Origin of the sequence: Streptomyces sp. NPDC002773 (genome assembly GCF_040295605.1) — a bacterium.
In the GTDB taxonomy this organism is placed as follows: Bacteria; Actinomycetota; Actinomycetes; order Streptomycetales; family Streptomycetaceae; genus Streptomyces.
This window is the reverse complement of record NZ_JBEOVO010000007.1, coordinates 131,114-148,654: the sequence shown is the minus strand read 5'-3', so window position 1 is coordinate 148,654 and position 17,541 is coordinate 131,114. Positions and strand designations below refer to the sequence as shown.

The 17,541-nt window shown below is 68.7% G+C and carries 14 protein-coding genes and 1 pseudogene; 6 read left to right on the top strand and 9 right to left on the bottom strand.

Annotated features, from left to right (window positions below; all coding sequences use genetic code 11):
* Positions 1–7: 7 nt before the first annotated feature.
* From ABT034_RS12165 to ABT034_RS12155, 3 genes are read right to left on the bottom strand one after another with little or no spacing between them, the layout of a single operon-like run.
* A complete protein-coding gene (locus ABT034_RS12165) occupies positions 8–583 on the bottom strand; it encodes a 2OG-Fe(II) oxygenase (protein WP_351214004.1) in 576 nt (191 codons plus the stop codon).
* Positions 580–1,701, bottom strand: a complete 1,122-nt coding sequence (locus ABT034_RS12160) for a cupin domain-containing protein (RefSeq protein ID WP_351214002.1) — start codon at positions 1,699–1,701, stop codon at positions 580–582. Before ABT034_RS12160 ends, ABT034_RS12165 begins: the two co-directional genes overlap by 4 nt.
* On the bottom strand, positions 1,698–3,755 hold the full coding sequence (locus ABT034_RS12155) for a carbamoyltransferase family protein (protein ID WP_351214000.1): 2,058 nt from the start codon (positions 3,753–3,755) through the stop codon (positions 1,698–1,700). Before ABT034_RS12155 ends, ABT034_RS12160 begins: the two co-directional genes overlap by 4 nt.
* A 204-nt stretch (positions 3,756–3,959) precedes the next feature.
* Here ABT034_RS12155 and ABT034_RS12150 point away from each other — a divergent pair, with 204 nt between their 5' ends.
* From ABT034_RS12150 to ABT034_RS12130, 3 genes are all read left to right on the top strand, one after another.
* A complete protein-coding gene (locus tag ABT034_RS12150; RefSeq protein ID WP_351213998.1) occupies positions 3,960–5,411 on the top strand; it encodes a radical SAM/SPASM domain-containing protein in 1,452 nt (483 codons plus the stop codon).
* A 38-nt stretch (positions 5,412–5,449) separates the two neighbouring features.
* Positions 5,450–5,638: a hypothetical protein gene (locus ABT034_RS12145; RefSeq protein ID WP_351213996.1), complete on the top strand. Its 189-nt coding sequence runs from the start codon at positions 5,450–5,452 to the stop codon at positions 5,636–5,638.
* Between the two features lie 1,021 nt (positions 5,639–6,659).
* Complete coding sequence (locus ABT034_RS12130; RefSeq protein WP_351214268.1) at positions 6,660–6,956, top strand: hypothetical protein; 297 nt, start codon at positions 6,660–6,662, stop codon at positions 6,954–6,956.
* 123 nt (positions 6,957–7,079) lie between these two features.
* Here ABT034_RS12130 and ABT034_RS12125 read toward each other — a convergent pair whose 3' ends face one another.
* From ABT034_RS12125 to ABT034_RS12100, 6 genes and pseudogenes are all read right to left on the bottom strand, one after another.
* On the bottom strand, positions 7,080–8,099 hold the full coding sequence (locus ABT034_RS12125) for an MASE1 domain-containing protein (RefSeq protein WP_502972889.1): 1,020 nt from the start codon (positions 8,097–8,099) through the stop codon (positions 7,080–7,082).
* Positions 8,100–8,156: 57 nt separating this feature from the next.
* Positions 8,157–9,059 carry a PP2C family protein-serine/threonine phosphatase gene (locus ABT034_RS12120; protein WP_351213993.1) on the bottom strand — a complete coding sequence of 301 codons (903 nt, stop codon included), beginning with the start codon at positions 9,057–9,059 and terminating at the stop codon, positions 8,157–8,159.
* 1,108 nt (positions 9,060–10,167) lie between these two features.
* A pseudogene (locus tag ABT034_RS12115) lies at positions 10,168–10,347 on the bottom strand (ISL3 family transposase); the annotation flags it as partial.
* A 2-nt stretch (positions 10,348–10,349) separates the two neighbouring features.
* Entirely contained in the window at positions 10,350–11,096 is a 747-nt protein-coding gene (locus ABT034_RS12110; protein WP_351213991.1) for a phosphotransferase family protein, read from the bottom strand.
* 696 nt (positions 11,097–11,792) lie between these two features.
* Positions 11,793–12,458: a TetR/AcrR family transcriptional regulator gene (locus ABT034_RS12105; RefSeq protein WP_351213989.1), complete on the bottom strand. Its 666-nt coding sequence runs from the start codon at positions 12,456–12,458 to the stop codon at positions 11,793–11,795.
* Positions 12,459–12,601: 143 nt separating this feature from the next.
* The gene (locus tag ABT034_RS12100; protein WP_351213987.1) at positions 12,602–14,257 is read right to left on the bottom strand and encodes a right-handed parallel beta-helix repeat-containing protein; all 1,656 of its coding nucleotides are present in this window, start codon (positions 14,255–14,257) and stop codon (positions 12,602–12,604) included.
* A gap of 356 nt (positions 14,258–14,613) precedes the next feature.
* On the opposite strand from ABT034_RS12100, the gene ABT034_RS12095 reads away from it, so the two are divergent.
* From ABT034_RS12095 to ABT034_RS12085, 3 genes are read left to right on the top strand one after another with little or no spacing between them, the layout of a single operon-like run.
* Positions 14,614–15,339 (top strand): GntR family transcriptional regulator, encoded by a 726-nt coding sequence (locus tag ABT034_RS12095; RefSeq protein WP_351213985.1) that lies wholly within the window; start codon positions 14,614–14,616, stop codon positions 15,337–15,339.
* Positions 15,336–16,535, top strand: coding sequence for a hypothetical protein (locus tag ABT034_RS12090; protein WP_351213983.1), 1,200 nt, complete (start codon positions 15,336–15,338; stop codon positions 16,533–16,535). The genes ABT034_RS12095 and ABT034_RS12090 overlap by 4 nt, the downstream gene beginning before the upstream one ends.
* On the top strand, positions 16,532–17,473 hold the full coding sequence (locus ABT034_RS12085; protein WP_351213981.1) for an ABC transporter permease: 942 nt from the start codon (positions 16,532–16,534) through the stop codon (positions 17,471–17,473). Before ABT034_RS12090 ends, ABT034_RS12085 begins: the two co-directional genes overlap by 4 nt.
* Positions 17,474–17,541 lie beyond the last annotated feature (68 nt).

The window sequence follows — 17,541 nt, the reverse complement described above, 5'->3', positions numbered from 1 at the left end:
GTGCCTCCTATCGCAAGGGCGGTCCGGCCAGCCACCCGACCAATGCGCACCTGGTTCCCGATGTGACGGGTGTGATCTTGTGCTGCACGAAGGCGGGGAACACGAGGATGCTGCCCTGCGCCCTCGGCATGGGCTGCGGCGTGCCGAACAGCTCGAAGTCGCCACCCTCGTAGTCGCGGCCATCGCTGAGTTGAATGCTGACGGTCAACTTCCTCTTTGACACGGGTCGTTCGAGGCCGTAGTCGTTGTGCCAGTGGAAGTGCCCGTGGCCCCCGACGTACTCGAGGAACTGCGGGGGTTTGACGATGTCGGAGACGTCCAGCTCGAAGTAGCGGCGGTTCAGTGCCTCGCCCGCGTCCCAGATGAGTTGATAGATGTCCTCGAACAGCGCCGACCGCGGAAGCAGACGTGAATGGCCCACGCGGTGCTCGGGCAAGGACTCCTGGCCGACGACCTCAGGGGCGACGATATCGAGAGACCTGCACCGCTCGGCCAGTTCCGCACAGACGGCGGGGGCGAGCCCGGGCACGATCGTGGCCCACTGGCCGGGCATGCCGACGACACGGGCGTCAGTGACCATCATCTTCCTGCCCCGCCTGCCAAGGGTCGGAGCAGCATGTGGTCGAAGGGGCTCTCGGCGGGGATGTCCAGTGCGCCGGTCTCCTTCACGGCGCGTACGAAACCCGCGATGAGCGCATCGGTTTCGGCGGCCGCGTGCTGCTGCAGGAACCTACGCACCTGTGCGGGCTCGTCGAGTGCGGCCAGGGCACCGAGAACCACCCGGTGGTCGGGCTCGGTGATGCGGTGCAGCAGCGTCACGGCGCCCACATGGCGCAGCTCGGCAGCCAGGGCGTCGCCGAACGGCTCCGCCACTCCCGGCCACCGCGCGTCCGACCACCCGAGCGCGGCGTGCACCAGTGCCGAGGCCGCCGCGTTGCGGCTGAGTTCGCGCACCACCCGGAACGCCGTGTGCACGTCGCAACGGCCGATCAGAGTCTCCACCGTCCGGCCAAGTCCCGGCGCACCGGAACGGATCAGCATTCTGACCAACTGCACCGTGCGCGTACGAAGGAGATCGTTCTTGCTGGGGTCGAGAGCGATGGCGGGCGGAAAGTAGGCGTACTCCGGGGTGGGGGCGGTATGCCCGCAAGTGCGAGCCACCAGGGTGACACTGGGGCAACCGAGATGCACGACGGAGTGGATCAAAGCGGGGCCTTCGTGGATCTCGCGCACCGCTCCGACATCGAGCAACTCCGCGTCGGTGGCGACGACTTGCCCGATCATGAAGTGGTCGTCGACCCGGTGTGTCTCGGCGAAGGCGTAGCGGGTGTGGACGCTCTGACCGTTCAGGACGGCGAACGCACCGGAGAAGCCGTGTGCGTGCACGTCGGTGCTGCTCTGGACCCAGTACAGGGCGTCGAGCTGAAACTCGCCGTCGTGGTAGAGCGTGACGGGAGGCTGCCCGAAGGTCTCGTCGAGCCGCGGCTGAAACGGGAGCTCGGCGCCGTCGAGCACCCAGTGCAGTACGTCGTCGCCCGTGACGGGGTCGCGGGCGAGACCATCCGAAATGGCTCGGGCGGCAAGGGATGGAAACGATTCGCGGGTGTTGCCGGCCCGTCGCCACCGGTTCCGGAGCTCGGCGGCCGTGGAGGACACGAAGCTGTCGACCCGACCGCGTGTCACCGTCTCGATGCCCGTCATGATGCTGCGACCTCCTGGCGCTCAACCAATGGAATCGTGGGCAACCTCGCCCGGAAATCCACGATCCGGGTTCGGCGAAGAAACCGCAGCGTCCGGGTCAGCTGGGCGGCGGTGAGTCCGCCGGTCCGGTCGCGCCGAAGCCGCTCGTGGATCTCGTGCCCCGTCGCCACGCCGTCGATCAGCGCCAGCACGGACAGGGCCCTCGCAGTGACCGGCTGGCGTCTGCTGCCCCACGGTGTGACCACCGTGAAGTCGACGGCCGACGCCCGGCTCCTGACCGAGGCCGTCGACCCCGGCGGGAAGGAATGGTCGACGGTGTAACCATCGGCGGCGATGACGGGCACCAGCCCCAGGACGGAGTCGAAGTCCGCCGCCGGCTCGACGAGCACGCCCTCGATCACCGCGAAGTCCAGACCCAGTTCGAGCATCGCCCACAACGCGTCGGACGGCGTCTCGACGATGGGCTGCCCGGAGCCGTTCAGCGACGTATTCAAGATCATCGGGACGCCGGTGTGCTCGTGGAAGCGCCGGATCAGCGCGTGGAAGCGTGGCTGGAGCTCTCCGTGAACGGATTGCACGCGCGCGCTGTCGTCGACGTGCGCGACGGCGGGCACCCGGGATCCGTAACCCGGTCGGAAAGTGAACGTGCGCAGCATGAACGGGCTGGAGCACCGCGCCTCGTCGACGTCGAACCAGGTGTGCACGTGTTCGGCCAGCACCGAGGGAGCGAACGGGCGGAACGCCTCTCGCTGCTTGACGTCGCGGTTCAGTCTCACCTTGTGCTCCGCACGGCGGGGATCCGCCACGATGCTGCGCTGCCCCAGCGCGCGCGGGCCGAGTTCGCTCCTGCCGTCGAACCACGCCCCGAGCTGTCCGCGCTCCAACCGGTCCGCGGCGGCCTCGGCGATGTCGGTCACATCCCCGTCCGGGCACACGGCGACGAGCGGGACCGATCGGATGGCTTCGCGCACCTCGTTCGGGCCGTAGCGGTGCCCGAAGCCCTCACTCACCAGCCTGGCCGGGCGGTGCCGGCGGTGACGCCAGAGTCCGTAGAACGCGGCGCCTACGGCGGGTCCGCTGTCCTCGGCGAAGGGCGCGACGAAGACGTCGGAGAAGCCGGACTCGTGCGTCAGGCGTTCGTTCACCAGACAGTTCAGCGCCACGCCGCCGGAATAGCACAGGTAGTCCGAGGTGGACGACGCGCGCAACCGACTCACCAACGCCAGGATCGCCTCCTCAAGGGCGGATTGGACCGAGGCGGCGAGGTCCGCGTACTCGCGCCGGCGCAGAGGCCATCGATCGGAGTGTCGGAACTGCTCCGGTACCGCAGTGCCGAACGTCGCCAGGCCATCGGCCACGGACACGAATTGGTGCGGCGGGAACGACGGCGTACCGAACGGAGCAAGCCCCATGACCTTGCCCGCGTCCATGGGGTCGCCGAAGATCTGCTGAGCGACGGCGGAGTACATGCCGCCGATACTGCCGAAGCTGGGCATTCCCTCGCCGGCGCGGGCCAGCCACCTGCCTTCCGGGACGAGCTGTTTGGCGATGGGGCGGACGGTCGTTCCCGTTGCCTCGTACGCCGAGATGATCTCCCAGCCGCGGGGTGCGCCGATGACGGCGCGGCGCTCCTCCTCACTGAGATCTTGCTCGGGTGACCCCATTCCGTCCACGACGAGGATGGCGGCATCCGAGAAGCCCGACACCGCGTAGGCGCTGATGGCGTGGCCGAGGTGGTGAGAAATTCGCAGGGTGGGAATCCCGTGAAAAGCTGGGCGCAGTTGCTGATTCAGGCTCACGTCCTGCTCGGCGTGACCCGCCTCCCCCTGCACGCACAGCACGATGGTGTCCAATTGCCCCGGCCCGATCCCGGCATGGCGAAGGCAGTACTCGGTGGCCAGGCTGAAGCTCGCGCCGTAGGTGCGGTCGCGCTTGATTCCTGAGAGGCGTTCCTCTTGGACGGCGGCGACGATCTCGGTTCCGTGCAGCAGACACGCGCCGCCGTTGTGCGCGGCGCTGAGTCCGAGAATCCACGGCGTTTCAGTCTTACTCAAGTATTCTCCCGCCCTACCATCGGAAATCGGAGGCGACCGGCGCGCATGCCAAGCCTAAGCCCGACGGGTGGCGTCGTCGTCGAATTGGCCGATGGAAGGCCGCCCCGCTAACCCATCCGAATGAAGCCCGCACGCCGAACGGCGGCACCTCGAGCAGGTTCAGCACGGGGATTGCGGCTTACGGTCCCCACGAATGGAGGCAGAATGCTGAAACAGCTGCCGCTCCTGAACGTCTCGAACACATCCGGGTGCGGGTCGTGCGCATCCAAAGCCCGCCCACCGGACACCTCCGCCCTCGCGCTGCAAGAAGAGATGCGCACCCTGGTGCAGCGAGCAGCCGACCAGCAGGCCGAACACGTCACGCTGAGCGCGGCGCGGACCGACTCGGGGCCCACGGAGCTCACGCTCGCGCTCGACGAACCCGTGTCACTGGTCAAGGAGCTCCACCACGAGCCGGTGAACGGTTCCCACGTCTGGGTCGGCGTCCAGGAGGCGGCGCTGGCCGTGGCGGACGACGCACAGCACCGGCTCATCGTCAGGCTCGTGGCCGGCGAGTCGCCGCGCAGCATCGCGAACGACGTCGGATGGGGCGATGTTTCGAACGTCGTGTCCCTCCTGGCGACCTCCGGGCTGATTCGCGGATTGACGGGCTACCGCGACCGCACACCCGTAGGCGTCGCGGTGTTCGCCCGTCTCCACCTCACACAGGCCTGCCAGCTCGAATGCGCACACTGCTATGCGGATTCCAGCCCGCACGTCGATCGCGCGAACGAACTCCCGACGGCGCGGTGGCGCAGGTTCATCGACGACTTCGCCGCGCTCGGGGGCCGGCAGGTGCTGTTCACCGGCGGTGAGGCGCTGATGCACCGCGGCTGCCTCGAGCTCATGGCGGCCGCCAAAGAGCACCGCATGAAGGTGACCCTGTTCAGCAACGGCCTGCTGATTCCCAAGCTGGCCGAGCAGATTCATCCGCTGGCCGACCTGGTGCAGATCAGCATCGACGGACCCGATGCCGAGTCACACGATGCCATCCGCGGCCGCAACTCCTTCAAGCACGCGATCGCGGCAGTTGAAAAGCTGGCCGAACTGGGCACTCCGACGCGCATCGGAATGACGATCGTGCCCGCCACGTGGACCAACTGGGTGCAGAAATTCCCTCAGCTGCGAGATCGCTTCGCGGGGGCGCCGAACGTCGTCTTCAAGTTCACCTACGGCATCATGCCGCACGGCCGCGGCAGCCAGATCGACCCCACCGGGCCGGCGTCGCGAGAGGAAGTGAACGAATTCCTCAGATCGGTCAACGGCGGCGCTCCCGAGATTACGCGGTACATGGCCACGTGCGGATACGCCGATCAGATGGTGATCGGACCCGATGGGTCGGTCTACCCGTGCCACCTGCTTGACGGGAAGGTCTGCCACATCGACGACATGCCCGTGCGCAGAATTGTCGACCTGGTGGCGGGACTGGCAACACAGATCGACGTCGACCATGTCGAGGGCTGCAAGACGTGCGAGATTCGGTATCTTTGCGGCGGGACGTGCCGCGTACGCGACAGCAAGAACACCGGCTCTCGCCTGATTACCACGTGCACGCCTGAGGACAAGCGTCGTATCTACGTGAAGATGGCTGGCGATTTCGCTCAGCACGTGCGGTAACAGCCGAGAAAGGGAAATTCATGGCCGATGATTCCAAGGTGCCTGACGCTCCGGAAACGGAGTGCGAGGACACGCTCCGCATCCCGGAGGCGAACATCGAGATGTCCGACAAGGGGTTGCGGATCATCCTCGGCGAGGAGCAGCTCTCGGACCTCGCCAATCTGTTGGACCAGAACGCGGAATGCTCGCCGGGGTGCGTCAGCCTGCCCGGTGGCCCCCGCTGCTGACTGCCGGCTTCGTCCATCAGTGGGGGTCGGCCCCGGCAACCTCGCGCCAAAGGCGGGCGTCGGCCGGGGCGACGTCGTCGACCCCCACTCAGGGCGCCGTCCGGAAGGTCGAGGGCAAGAGTGGGGCGCCCTGCACGCTCGCGGTCGGAATCAGGCGTCGGTGGCGGCGTGAAAGCCCGGACGGGGAGCCGTCTCGCCGGACCGGGGCGATGTTCCGGCGGGCTGTCCATGCTCATCGGGGGCGTGGCGATCGCGGCCGCCCAGCAGGCCGTCCGCAAAGTCATTAAGGAGTGCCTGGAGGAGGTCGTCGCCTACATCGTCTCCGCGATGACCGAACCGGCCGTCGCCGCTCTGGAGAACATGGCCGCGGATCTGGCGGTCCAGCTCGGAGCGGATGCTCAGGACGGCGTGGACGCGCCGGACCCGTGGCAGGGACGACATCGCCGGCGCCTTGGACCCCGTGGTCGACAAGGCGATGGAGACCCTGGGAAAGGCCAGTTGGGCTTCGACCCTGTACGAGCGGATCGAGCTCGACCCGGTGGGTGGTGGTGCGGTCTGGGCCCGCGAGGACGGTTCCCTCCTGATCTACCCGCGGCTGCCGCAGCCGGACGACATCGAAGCCGTCTTGCCCCTCGTCCAGCGCAGGCCGAGTCGTCCGGACGGTCGGCCCCGACGGGTTCCCGTCGTCCACGTTCGCCTCTCACCAGGGTCACCCACCCGGACGGCTCCACGACCCGGCTCGCCCACGATGCCTCGGGCCGCCTCGTAGGGATCGACGACTCCCTCGGTGCGCTGGACCGGCTGCGCGGTGACCCCGCAGGTCTCCCGCTGACCGCCCGCGGTCCGCGGGGGAGCGGTCACCCGCTACACCCGCGACGCGTTCGGCCGCGCCGTCCGCATCACCGACGCGCGGGGCAACACCACCGCGCTGGAGTGGAGCGCCGAGGGCAAGCTCCTGCGGCACGCGGCCCCGGACGGCTCCCAGCAGTCCTGGACCTACGACGGCGAGGGCAACTGTCTGGTGCACACCGACGCGCTCGGCGGCGAGACACAGTTCGAGTACACCCACTTCGACATGGTCGCCGCCCGCACCACACCTGACGGCGCGCGGCACGAGTTCACGCACGACACGGAGCTGCGCCTCGTGGGCGTCACCAATCCCCAGGGGCTCAGCAAACGGTCGGCATGCGTCCCGGACGTGTCCCCGCTTGCTGACCTGCGACCGACAGCGCGGCGCCAGAGCAGGTTCGCGGGCCGGAACGGATGGTGCGTACAAGGTCTGCGGCTGCGCGAAGCAGCTGCCCTCACCCGTACATGATCCGTTTCCGGGACGCGCTCGGCAGGCAGCGCGAGCACGCACTAGCTTGCTGGCGCCGGACAGTTCCCATGCCGCGCAGGCGTCGTACGGCTCCTGATCCCTGCGTCGGCTCCGGCCCGGGTGTCACGGATCCCGGTGCCCGCCGGGTGGGGCTGCCCGGCTCTCGGCGGTGCCGGGTGGACCCGGTGAGGGCTCGCCCGCCGCGAGGTGCTCCAGGACCTCCGCCAGTTCCTGGCAGGCGCGGCGCACCGACCGGCGGGTCGCACGCTGCTCGGTGATGACGGAGGCGAGAAGCAGGGCGGTCAAGGCGGCGGAACCGTTGAACGCCTGGAGCTTGGCCATGATCTCGACGTCCGTCAGGTGGAGGAACGCGCCCCGCCCGGAGGTCGCCTCGAAGGTGGTGAGCACGGAGGCGAAGAGCGCGCACAGCATGCTTCCGGCGAGCTGGAAGCGGAGCGCTGCCCAGATCAGCAGGGGGAAGACGAGGAAGAGCATGCTCATCGGGCTGAGCACGGCCATGGGCATGAGGACCAGGGTCGTCAGCCCCAGAAAGGCCGCCTCCTTCCAGCGCCGTACCCGGAACCGTCCGGCCGGCCCCGCGAGCACGAGCAGGAGCGGGGCGACGAGCAGCACCCCCATCGTGTCGCCCACCCACCAGGCCAGCCAGACGAACCAGAACTCGCTCTCGTCCAGGGAGCCCTTCGCCACCTGCAGTCCGACCCCCGCGGTCGCACTGATCAGCATGGCGCCGAACCCGCCGAGAAAGACCAGGGAGAGTCCGTCCCGCAGCCGCGCCATGTCGCGCCGGAAACCCGCCCGTCTCAGCAGCAGGAAGGCGCAGAGCGGCGCGACGGTGTTGCTCACCACGGTGAGCACTGTGGTGGGCCCCGGAGCGGTGAGGGAGGCGATGACGAGGAAGGAGCCGAGGGCGATCCCAGGCCAGACCCGCGCGCCGAGCAGCATCAGGGCGGCGACGGCGACGCCGGTGGGCGGCCAGATGGGGGTGACCACCACGCCTTCGACGACGAGGCGGCCCAGCAGGCCGAGTCGTCCGGCCGCGTAGTAGCAAACCGCCACGGCCAGCGACATCAGAGCCGCCTCCGCAGAGGGCCTGAACTGCCGAGTATCCAACACGTCAGCCATCAGACACCGGCCGGGCCGCCACGACCGGGCAAGGGCCCCTGCGTGTCGGGCGCCGCCTTACGGCACGGGCCCGGGCCGGTCCGAGGACCGAGCCGGCCCGAGGCGAGTCCCCTCTCCCCACTCCTCGGCCGCCGACCGGGCCGGACCCCCGTCATGGCCGACGACCAGGACGGCCGCGTCGTCCTCGTGCCCCACCGTGGCCGCCAGCTTCATGACGGCGGTGGCGAGCGCGTCGACGTCCAGGCCGGCGACGGCTGTGATCCCGGCGAGCCTCGTCACCCGGTCCAGACCCTCGTCGACGTGGAGCGAGGGCCCCTCCACCACCCCGTCGGTCAGGAGGACGAAGACACCGTCGGCGGTGAGCCGGTGGCGCGTGGCCGGGTATTCGACGCCGCGGAGCACACCGAGCGGAGGCCCGCCCTCGCTGTCGTCGATGCCGGAGCGGCCGTCGGTGGTGGCCCAGATGTAGGGGATGTGACCGGCCCGGGCACACTCCAGGGTGCCGGCAGCGGGGTCGAGCCGCAGGAAGGTGCAGGTGGCGAAGAGGTCGGCGTCCAGAGAGATCAGCAGGTCGTTGGTGCGAGAGAGCAGCTCTCCCGGGTCTCCGGTGACGGAGGCCAGCGCGCGCAGTGCCACGCGGACCTGGCCCATGAAGGCGGCGGCCTCGATGTTGTGCCCCTGCACGTCACCGATGGACATGCCGATCCGCCCGCCGGGCAGGGCGAAGGCGTCGTACCAGTCACCGCCGACGTTGAGCCCGTGGTTGGCGGGCTCATAGCGGACGGCCAGCCGTGCGCCCGGAAAACTGGGCAGGTCCGAGGGCAGCATGTCGCGCTGCAGGGCCACGGCGAGCTCGACACGGGAACGCTGCGTCTCGGCCAACTCCCGCGCCCTGGCGGTCAGCGACCCGAGCCGGACCAGGAGGTCCTCGCTGTTGTCGGCCGGCCGTCTGCGGAACATCGATCACTCCGACGTCACGACGATCCTCGCATCAGTCCGTCCCGTCTCCAGTACGCGGGACCACAGGGGACCACCTCGGTACGAACAGGTCCTTCCCCACTTTGCCCGGAGGGGACGGCGACCGCATCTCATCGGCAGGCCGGCGCCGCGCGACTCGTCGGGCGGTCACCCGCCGCGCCCGGCGCCCGGTGCCTGCCTGACCTGGCGGCAAGGCACCGGGCGGCCCCAAGGAAGCCGGGCATGACCACGAACCACACCCGCGCGGCGGCACACCTCGGTGACCGCCCGCGCCGGGTCGACAGTCGCCCCAACAGGCGTCGGTGGCGGCGTGAAAGCCCAGGCGGAGAGCCGTCTCGCCGGACCGGAGCGATGTCCCTCACAACCATCGGACGGGGGTGTCGGTGTAAAATCGAGACCGCCCTTGACCTGCATAAAGCAGGCGGGGAGCCGTCTTCGAGGAGTCCACGCTGCTGCGCACTCTGTTCAAGTCCAAGATCTGACTATCTGGCGTCGCCGCAGGTCAGGGGCGCCATGTGTCCCCCTCAGGTCAGCAAACGGTCAGCATGTGTCCCCGGCATGTCCGCGCCTGCTGACCCCCGACCCGCAGCAAGGCGCCTGAGCACGATTCTTGGGCTGGAACGGATGGTCCGACACATGCCCCGACAGCTCGCCCGCGGCATGGGGACCTTCTTCAAGGACTGCAACTGCGCCGAACCCACCCGCTGCCCCCACCCGGGTTCTGGCTCAACTTCCGTGATTGGTGACAATCCGTCACGGCTACTGGACGAGCGGGGAGCGTGAGTCGAGAGGTTCACCGTCGAGCCGCTTCGGGTGGTCGATTTCGTGAAGCACGTGCGGCGACGCCCAGCATGGCCACGGCTATCGCCAGGAGCTGGTCGGGATAGAACCGACCGGTCCCAGGGAAGAGTTCATAGCACCGAAACCGGTCGGGACGCGGACCACGTTCCACCTCGATCCTTCATTCTGCGGTCCGGGCGAGGCCATCGCCTGGGCGCTGCGGGCCGAAGAACTGCACGGAGAAGCATGCAAGGAACATCCCTCACCCACGACGTTCCCGATCTACGATCTTCGCTCGGAAGCTGAGGAGTCACTCAGCGAGTAGGACTCGTTTTCGCGGAAGGTCGAAGCCGGCGCGGCCGAACATCCGGCGCTTGAGCATCTTGATCCGGTTGACGTGCCCTTCGACCACACCTGAGTTCCAGGACAGGGTCAGACCGGCGATGACCGCGTCGCGGTCGCGGTCGATGCCTGCGGCGAGGGTGTGTAGCCTCACATCCGGGATCTCAGCACGTCGGCCTCACAGCCTGGTGCGAACGGGTCGAAGCCGTGCTCGCTCAGCCAGCGAACTGCCAGCAGGCTTCGCAACGACCACCAGGCGTGGATCACGTCGAGGTCGACGTCGGTGCCGTAGCCGGCAAGGACGTCGTCGAGGTGCTCCTCGTGTCCGAGGGTGAAGGTGGCGAGGTCGTACAGAGCATCACCCTGGCCCGCCTCGGACCAGTCGATGATGCCCGTCACCTCGTCGCCGTCGACGAAGACGTGCGCGATCTGCAGGTCGCCGTGCGTGAATGCCGGAGTCCACGGCCGGAGCGCGGCCTCGGCGACCCGGCGGTTACGGGTGACCAGGTCAGCGGGCAGGAGGCCGTTCGTCACGAGCAACTCGCACTCGTCGTCGAGTTCCGCCGCCAGCGCGACGATGCTCCGGCCCGCCCGGCCGGTCCGGGGCGGCAGCGGCGCGTCGTGCAGCTTCCGGATTGCGGCGCCCGCCGCGGCCCACGCCGCCGACGATCCGGTCGACGGCCCGCCGAGGCGCCCGAGCGTCGTCCCCGGGAGCGCAGCGATCGCGAGCACGGGCGGCTTGCGCCACAGGACCTCCGGGGTCGGGACCGGCGCGAGGGACATCGCCTCGACTTCGACGTCGATACGCGCCTGATCGGCGTCCACCTTCAGGAACACGTCGCCGACGCGCAGGGTCGCGCGCTCGGAGTGGGCGACGACGACTTTGACCTCATCCATGGGTGAGCAGTATCCCGGAGGTGATCGCCGGCGTCGCCAGATTTATTGTTAGGAGTCCTTAGGGTGATGTTTTTTACAAACATCGAACGAGGGTGTCGGTGTAAAGTCGGGGCCGTCTTTGACCTGCAGAAAGCAGGCAGGGAGCCGCCTTGCTGATCTTTTCGGAATGAGGTTCGCAGGCGCCTCAAGCAGATGATGCTGCAGGTGAGTCGGAGCAGGACGGGATGGCAGCAGCGGAGCGATGCGTTCCCACAGGCCATCAGGCACAAGATCATCCGCCATCCGCACCACTCTGCCGCCACCAGACCCGACCGCCAAGCCCTCACGCCGAACTCATTCTGAGACGATCCGCAAGAGCGGTGGACGACGATCCTGTCGGGTGGGGAGACCACGGATAGGGGGGGCTGATCGACAAGGATCCGCTTCAACCACTACTTCGGCCAGTAGGAGCCCGCCGACGCGGGGTCTCGCTGACAGTTCGTTCCTTCCGTGCCGAGGAAAGTGCGGGGATGCGGGACGAGCCGATCGAGAGAGAACCTCGGGGTGGGTGTAACTCTGGCACCGCGCCACCTGAGCCCGCCGTATGGAAGACCCCCGTCATGCGTGTCGCTCTCTTACCTGGGTCAGAGGCTCGCTGAGCCTTTCCGGCCGCATGCTTCAGTGCGTGGTCGGAAAGGCTCGGCCGATTCGATGGGGCTATTGGTCGCAGCAGCTTCTGGCTGACGCTGAGCTTTGCAGCAGTTTCAGTGCGGCTGTAGCAATCCTTCGGGCGGTGATGTGTGGTTCGGCGGCAGGCAGGACGAGATGGCTGATGGTCATACGGACGATGACGTCCGCTGTCATCTCAAGAGTCTCTGTGCGCTGCTCCGGATACCGTGTGCCCAACCATTCCTGCACCAGGCTCTGGCCCGCGTCGAAGATCGGGTCCGCTCGGGCGGTGAGGTAGGGGAGCAGGCTGTCGGAGCCGTGCCGGGCGGCTGCGATGACAGCCCGTATAAGGGGCTGGTGGTCAGCTTCCTTGAGCACGTACAGGATGGCGGCTTCGAGACAGGTTTGGGAGTCGGGCAGGCCGGGATAGAGCGTGTCGGCCACCCCGGCGAGGAACTGCCGGGTCTCACGGACCACCAGAGCGCGTCCCAGACCGGCTCGGTTGCCGAACTCCTTGTAGACGGAGGGGCGGGAGACCCGAGCGCGTGCTGCGACGGCCGAAAGGCTGACCTGGTCCCACCCGGCTTCGCAGGTCAGGTCGTGAGCGGCATCGAGGACGCTTACCCTCATCTGTTTGCGCCAGGCGACGCGCGGGGGATCAGGTGATTCTTCACCTGCGGGGTAATTCGTTCTGTGTCGTTGTTCGGTTGCCATGACACAAGTCTGTCCGCGGGTTGAGCCGCGGAGCGCGAGTAGGTCCGCGGGCGTGCGGCCGGATGAGGACGCGGTGGTGCCGACCCCTTGGTACGGGGGGACGGGGCCGGCACCACGTCAGGGAGTCCGGGTGTACCGGACTGTCAGGAACGCTTGCGACGGGCGGCCAGGACGAGACCGCCGCCGAGGACGAGAACGGCCGCCGCGATGCCGAGGGGGACCAGGGGATCGGAGCCGCCGGTCTCCGCGAGCGGACCGCTCCCGCCGTCCGCGTTCAGGCCGGAACCGCTGTCACCCTCGGTATCGTCCGGTCCTTCCGCGCTGGGCGAGGTGCTGGTTCCGCCCGTGCCGGGCGAGGGGGCCGTGCCGGTTTCGCCGGGCTGCTCCTCCTCGGGCGTGGCGTCATCCTGCCGACCGCTGGAGCCCGTCTCGTCGACGCCGGATCCGGAAGCGTCCTGTGTCACGTCGTCGGTACCCGCCCCGAAACCGTAGGCGCCGCGGTCGGGCGCGCCGCCGGTTCGGTGGGTGCCGGTGGTGACAGCGGCGAACGGGGTGCCCGACCCGATGGCGGGGGAGCCGTCGCGCAGCCGGAAGGCGGTGTCCGCCGTGGTGCCGGCGTCGGCGAACTTCGGGTCGGCGACGATGTCGTGCGGACCCTTGACCTCAGGAGCTTTGCCGCCGAAGTAGACGTTGTAGTCGTAGGTCACGTCCACGTTGCGGGACTTGCTGTTCGTCGCCTGGCCGGGCCGGCCGTACGAGATGTTGTTGAGCAGCCGGACGTCGGTGCTGTCGTGGGCGAAGATGTTGGCGTAGCTCTCCATGCGAGTGCTCCGGCCGTTCATGTACGCCGTGTTGTGGACGATGTCGACGTGCCGGCTCTTGAAGGAGTGGATTCCCGAGCCGCCGTTGTCGTAGGAGAGGTTGCCGGCGACCAGGACACGTCCGCCGTACGCGGGGTGGCCGGCGTCGCCCTTGAGCGTGTCGACGATGATGCCGTTGCCGTCGGAGTAGCAGCGGCACCTCTCCCATTTGATCTTGGTTTCGTTGTCGTGGACGCGATTGCCGGTGATGCGGATCTTGTACGTCCTGGCGTCGGAGCTCCCCACGTCGCGCGGAGTGAGGATGGAGATGCCGCTGGTGGCATAGACCGTGTACCACGAGTTGGAGTGCACGTGGTTCGCGGAGATGGTCACGTGGTCGGATTCGATCGCCGATATGCCGCCGCCTGCACAGGCGTGCACCTTGTTGCCGGTCACCTCGATGTGGTGCGACGGAGCACCCGTGGATTTGTCTCGTTCGATCGAGATGCAGTTGGTGTTGTAGGTGGGGTCGCCCTTCTTCGATCCGCGTTCGGCACCGGCCAGGTTCAGGGCGGCGTTGTTGCCCCTGATTTCCAGGTTCTTGATGGAGATGTAGGACGCGCCGTAGACGCTGATGCCGTTCCACGCCTTCACCGGGTGGATCACCGGCTTGTGGCCGGGGTGCGCGGTGAAGGTGATGGGTGAGTCGGGGCGGCCCGAGCGCTTGATGGTCAGCACGTTGGAGCCCGCGGATCGCTCGGAGTACGTGCCGTTCATGATCGAGACGGTGTCGCCGGGGCCGGCGCTGTCGGCGGCCTTCTGAAGGGTGCGGAAGGCCGCTCCGGGCGAGGTTCCCGGATTGGTGTCGCTGCCTTCGGGGCTCACGAAGTAGGTCTGGTTCGCAGCATGGGCCGTACCGGCTCCCACGGTGACGACGCCGAGTGGGGCGGATGACGCGAGCAGTGCTGCGGTGACGGCGAAGGTGCGCGTGCGTTTCATTGGTGCCTGGTCTCCGAAGTCGTCCGGACTGAAGCGGGCCGTGTCCCCCTCGGCCGGGAGGCCGTGCGCAGGAAAGAGGGCGCCGGGAAGGGCAAGGCAAGGGCGTTACACCGTGTCAGGGCGCCGGCACGGGGCGGCGCGCGACACACGGGTGCGCTCCGAAGTCCGCTGTGGGGGTGGGGTTTTGCGTGAGTGACAGTTACAGAACTGGAAATTGAACGCAACCCCGTACCGCCTGTAAATGTTCTGACGCCCGGTCAGGCGGGCTGAGCGGTGTCGACTGCCGGCAGGCATCGTTTTCGAGAACTTCTGCACGGGGGTTGCGGGTTGGCATGCTGGTATACCAGCATGCCGCCATGCCACAGATCGACTATCCAGTGAACAGCGCTGAAGCCCTGCCCCCCGGCTCACTGCCGCCTTTGCGTCAGGCCGTCTCCCGAACCGACCGGGTGCGGGAGGCGTTGCGGCAGGCGATCCTCGAAGGCGTGCTCCCGCCCGGAAAGGCCCTGGTCGAACGGGAACTCGCGGAGGTGTACGGGGTGTCCAAGACGCCGGTGCGCGAAGCCCTGAAGCAGCTGCACTCCACCGGCCTGGTGGAGATCAACGCCTACCAGGGAGTCAGCGTCCGCCGCCCCGACAACCGTCTGGTGCAGGAGCTCTACGCCGCCCGCCGCGCAGCGGAACCCGAGGCCGTACGCCTGGGCGTGGTCCGCCTCGGTGCGACCCCCCACGCCGCTGCCCGCCAGGCGCTCCAGGACGCGACCACGCTGATCGGCTCGGGCGAGACGCGCGGCCTGGGCATCGCCAACCGGCGTTTCCACCGCGAGCTGTACAGCGCCTGCGGTAACAGCTTCCTCTGCGACTTCCTGGACCAGCTCCAGGACCTCACGGCCTTCGTGGCCGGCCTCGGCTGGCGGTTGCGCGCCACCTGGGAGGAAGAGGCTGCCGAACACGCGGCGATCCTGGAGGCGGTGGAGCAGGGCGACGGTCCGCTCGTGGAACGGCTGACCCGCGCGCACATCGAGAAGGCCCAGCAGACCATCTCCCGCGCCCTCGGCGACGATTCCGGAGACGGCCGATGAACGTCGAGCTGTTCGCTCACCCGCTCTCCTTCCGCCGACAGCCGCAGGCCCAGGCGGACCGACTGGCCGCACACGGCGTCGACGGTGTGCGCCTGGCGTTCAGTTATCACGGTGGGCGGTGGCTGCTGACGACCAGCGACCCGTGTGCCGTGGCCGACTTCAGGGCCGGGCAGTGGTTCCGCGACGAAGCCGCCCCCGTCAACGGGAACGGCCTCGCCCTGCCGGTTCTCGGTGACGAAGCGACGGTCGCCACGACCGCCCTGCTGCGGGCCGGCCTCGGTGTGACGGCCTGGCTCGTCGGGCTCCACCAGTCCGGACCCGCCACCCGCCATCCCGGGTCGGCGCTGCGTAACGCCTTCGGACACCACTACCGGCACGCACTGTGCCCGGCAAGGCCCGAGGTCCGCGCCTATGCCGCCGACCTCGTCGCCCGAACCGCCCGCCGGCCCGGTGTCACCGGCCTCGAACTCGAAGCCTTCGGCTACCTCGGCTGGCAGCACCAGAGCGCCCACGACAAACTCGGCGCGGCCCTTCGACCGGTGGACCGCTGGCTGCTCTCGCTGTGCTTCTGCTCCGCCTGCACGGAACGCTTCACCGACGCGGGCATCGACGTGCCCGCCCTGGCCGAAACCGTCCGCGCGACACTGCTCACCCAACTCGCCGAGCCGCGCGAAGCCGGCGAGCTCGGTGCCGACGCCCGCGCCGCCCTGGGCTCCGACCTGCACGACACCGTCCTCGCCGTGCGCTCGCGAACCACCGTGACCCTCGTGCGGGACGCCGTCGCCGCAGCCGACGGGCTGCCCGTCTCCGTACGCACCACCGGCGACCCGTACGCCTGCGACGGCAAGTCCGCCGCCGACACGAGCACCCTCGCAGCAGCAGCGGGCGCCCTCACCGTCACCGACCTGTCGGGAAACCAGGACGCCCTGCGCCGCGAACTCGCCGCGGCAGCCCGGACCGGCGCACAGATGACCGCCGGATGGAACCTGGCCGCGGACCGGACCACCGGTGAGCGGCAACTCACGGACGTCGCCCAGGACGCGTACGCGGCAGGAGCCCGCTCCCTGGCCCTTTACGCCTACGACCTGGCCCCGGCACAGCGCCTCACGTGGCTGCGCGGCCTCTCCCGCCCCACCGACCGTCCTGACACGGCCGAGCCCGCACTGACGCCCCTCATACCGGAGCCGGTGAAATGACCGGATACCTCGTACGCAGACTCTTCCAGCTGATCCCGGTCGCCCTCGTCGTCTCCCTGGTGCTCTTCATGCTCCTGCGGCTGATGCCGGGCGACCCCACCCTCGCCATCCTCGGCCAGGAGGCCACCGAGCAGGACCGTGCGGTGCTCCGAGAGGACCTCGGTCTCGATGCGCCACTGTGGCAGCAGTTCACCCAGTGGCTCGGCGATCTCGTCCGTGGCGACCTGGGCAGCTCATGGCTCACCGACGAGAAGGTGGGCACGGTCATCTCCGACCGGTTCGCCGCCACGGTCGAGCTCGGAGTCATCGCTCTGGTCTTCGCCGTCCTCATCGGGATCCCCGCGGGCGTCCTCGCCGCCGTCCGCCGTCGCACCCGCACGGACACCGCGCTGAACTCCGTCGGTCTGCTCGCCCTGTCCGCCCCCCACTTCTACCTCGCCGCACTGCTCATCCTCGTCTTCGCCCTGTGGCTCAAGGTCCTCCCACCCTCGGGATACGTCCCCTTCACCGAGGACCCCGTCGAGAACCTGCGGCGCATGATCCTCCCAGCCGTCACGATCGGCTCCACCATCGCCGCGGTCACCATGCGCCAGACCCGCGCCGCTCTCCTCGCCGCGTTCAACGAGGACTACATCCGCACAGCCGAGGCATCAGGCCTCTCACGCGGCAGGATCGTGGGCGTCTACGCCCTGCGGAACGCCATCGTGCCGGTCGTGACCGTGATCGCTCTCCAGATCGGGGCGCTGATGAGCGCCACCGTCGTCACCGAGACCGTCTTCACCGTTCCCGGCATGGGCACCTTGATCGTCAACGGCATCTTCAGCCGGGATCTCCCCGTCGTCCAGGGCGCCGTGCTGATGGTCGTGGTCCTCGTCCTCCTGGTGAACCTTCTGGCGGACCTGGTCTACGCCTGGCTCGACCCGCGCATCACGTACTGACCCGGCCCCTCGGCCCCTCGGCCACAGAGTCACCCGATCCGCGCCCCCTGCGCCGATCAGCACGTCCC

Coding starts and splice junctions, on each gene's coding strand:
- ABT034_RS12165 (WP_351214004.1), bottom strand. CDS start 583: ATGATGGTCACTGACGCCCGTGTCGTCGGCATGCCCGGCCAGTGGGCC.
- ABT034_RS12160 (WP_351214002.1), bottom strand. CDS start 1,701: ATGACGGGCATCGAGACGGTGACACGCGGTCGGGTCGACAGCTTCGTG.
- ABT034_RS12150 (WP_351213998.1), top strand. CDS start 3,960: ATGCTGAAACAGCTGCCGCTCCTGAACGTCTCGAACACATCCGGGTGC.
- ABT034_RS12125 (WP_502972889.1), bottom strand. CDS start 8,099: ATGGCTGACGTGTTGGATACTCGGCAGTTCAGGCCCTCTGCGGAGGCG.
- ABT034_RS12120 (WP_351213993.1), bottom strand. CDS start 9,059: ATGTTCCGCAGACGGCCGGCCGACAACAGCGAGGACCTCCTGGTCCGG.
- ABT034_RS12110 (WP_351213991.1), bottom strand. CDS start 11,096: ATGGATGAGGTCAAAGTCGTCGTCGCCCACTCCGAGCGCGCGACCCTG.
- ABT034_RS12105 (WP_351213989.1), bottom strand. CDS start 12,458: ATGGCAACCGAACAACGACACAGAACGAATTACCCCGCAGGTGAAGAA.
- ABT034_RS12100 (WP_351213987.1), bottom strand. CDS start 14,257: ATGAAACGCACGCGCACCTTCGCCGTCACCGCAGCACTGCTCGCGTCA.
- ABT034_RS12095 (WP_351213985.1), top strand. CDS start 14,614: ATGCCACAGATCGACTATCCAGTGAACAGCGCTGAAGCCCTGCCCCCC.
- ABT034_RS12090 (WP_351213983.1), top strand. CDS start 15,336: ATGAACGTCGAGCTGTTCGCTCACCCGCTCTCCTTCCGCCGACAGCCG.
- ABT034_RS12085 (WP_351213981.1), top strand. CDS start 16,532: ATGACCGGATACCTCGTACGCAGACTCTTCCAGCTGATCCCGGTCGCC.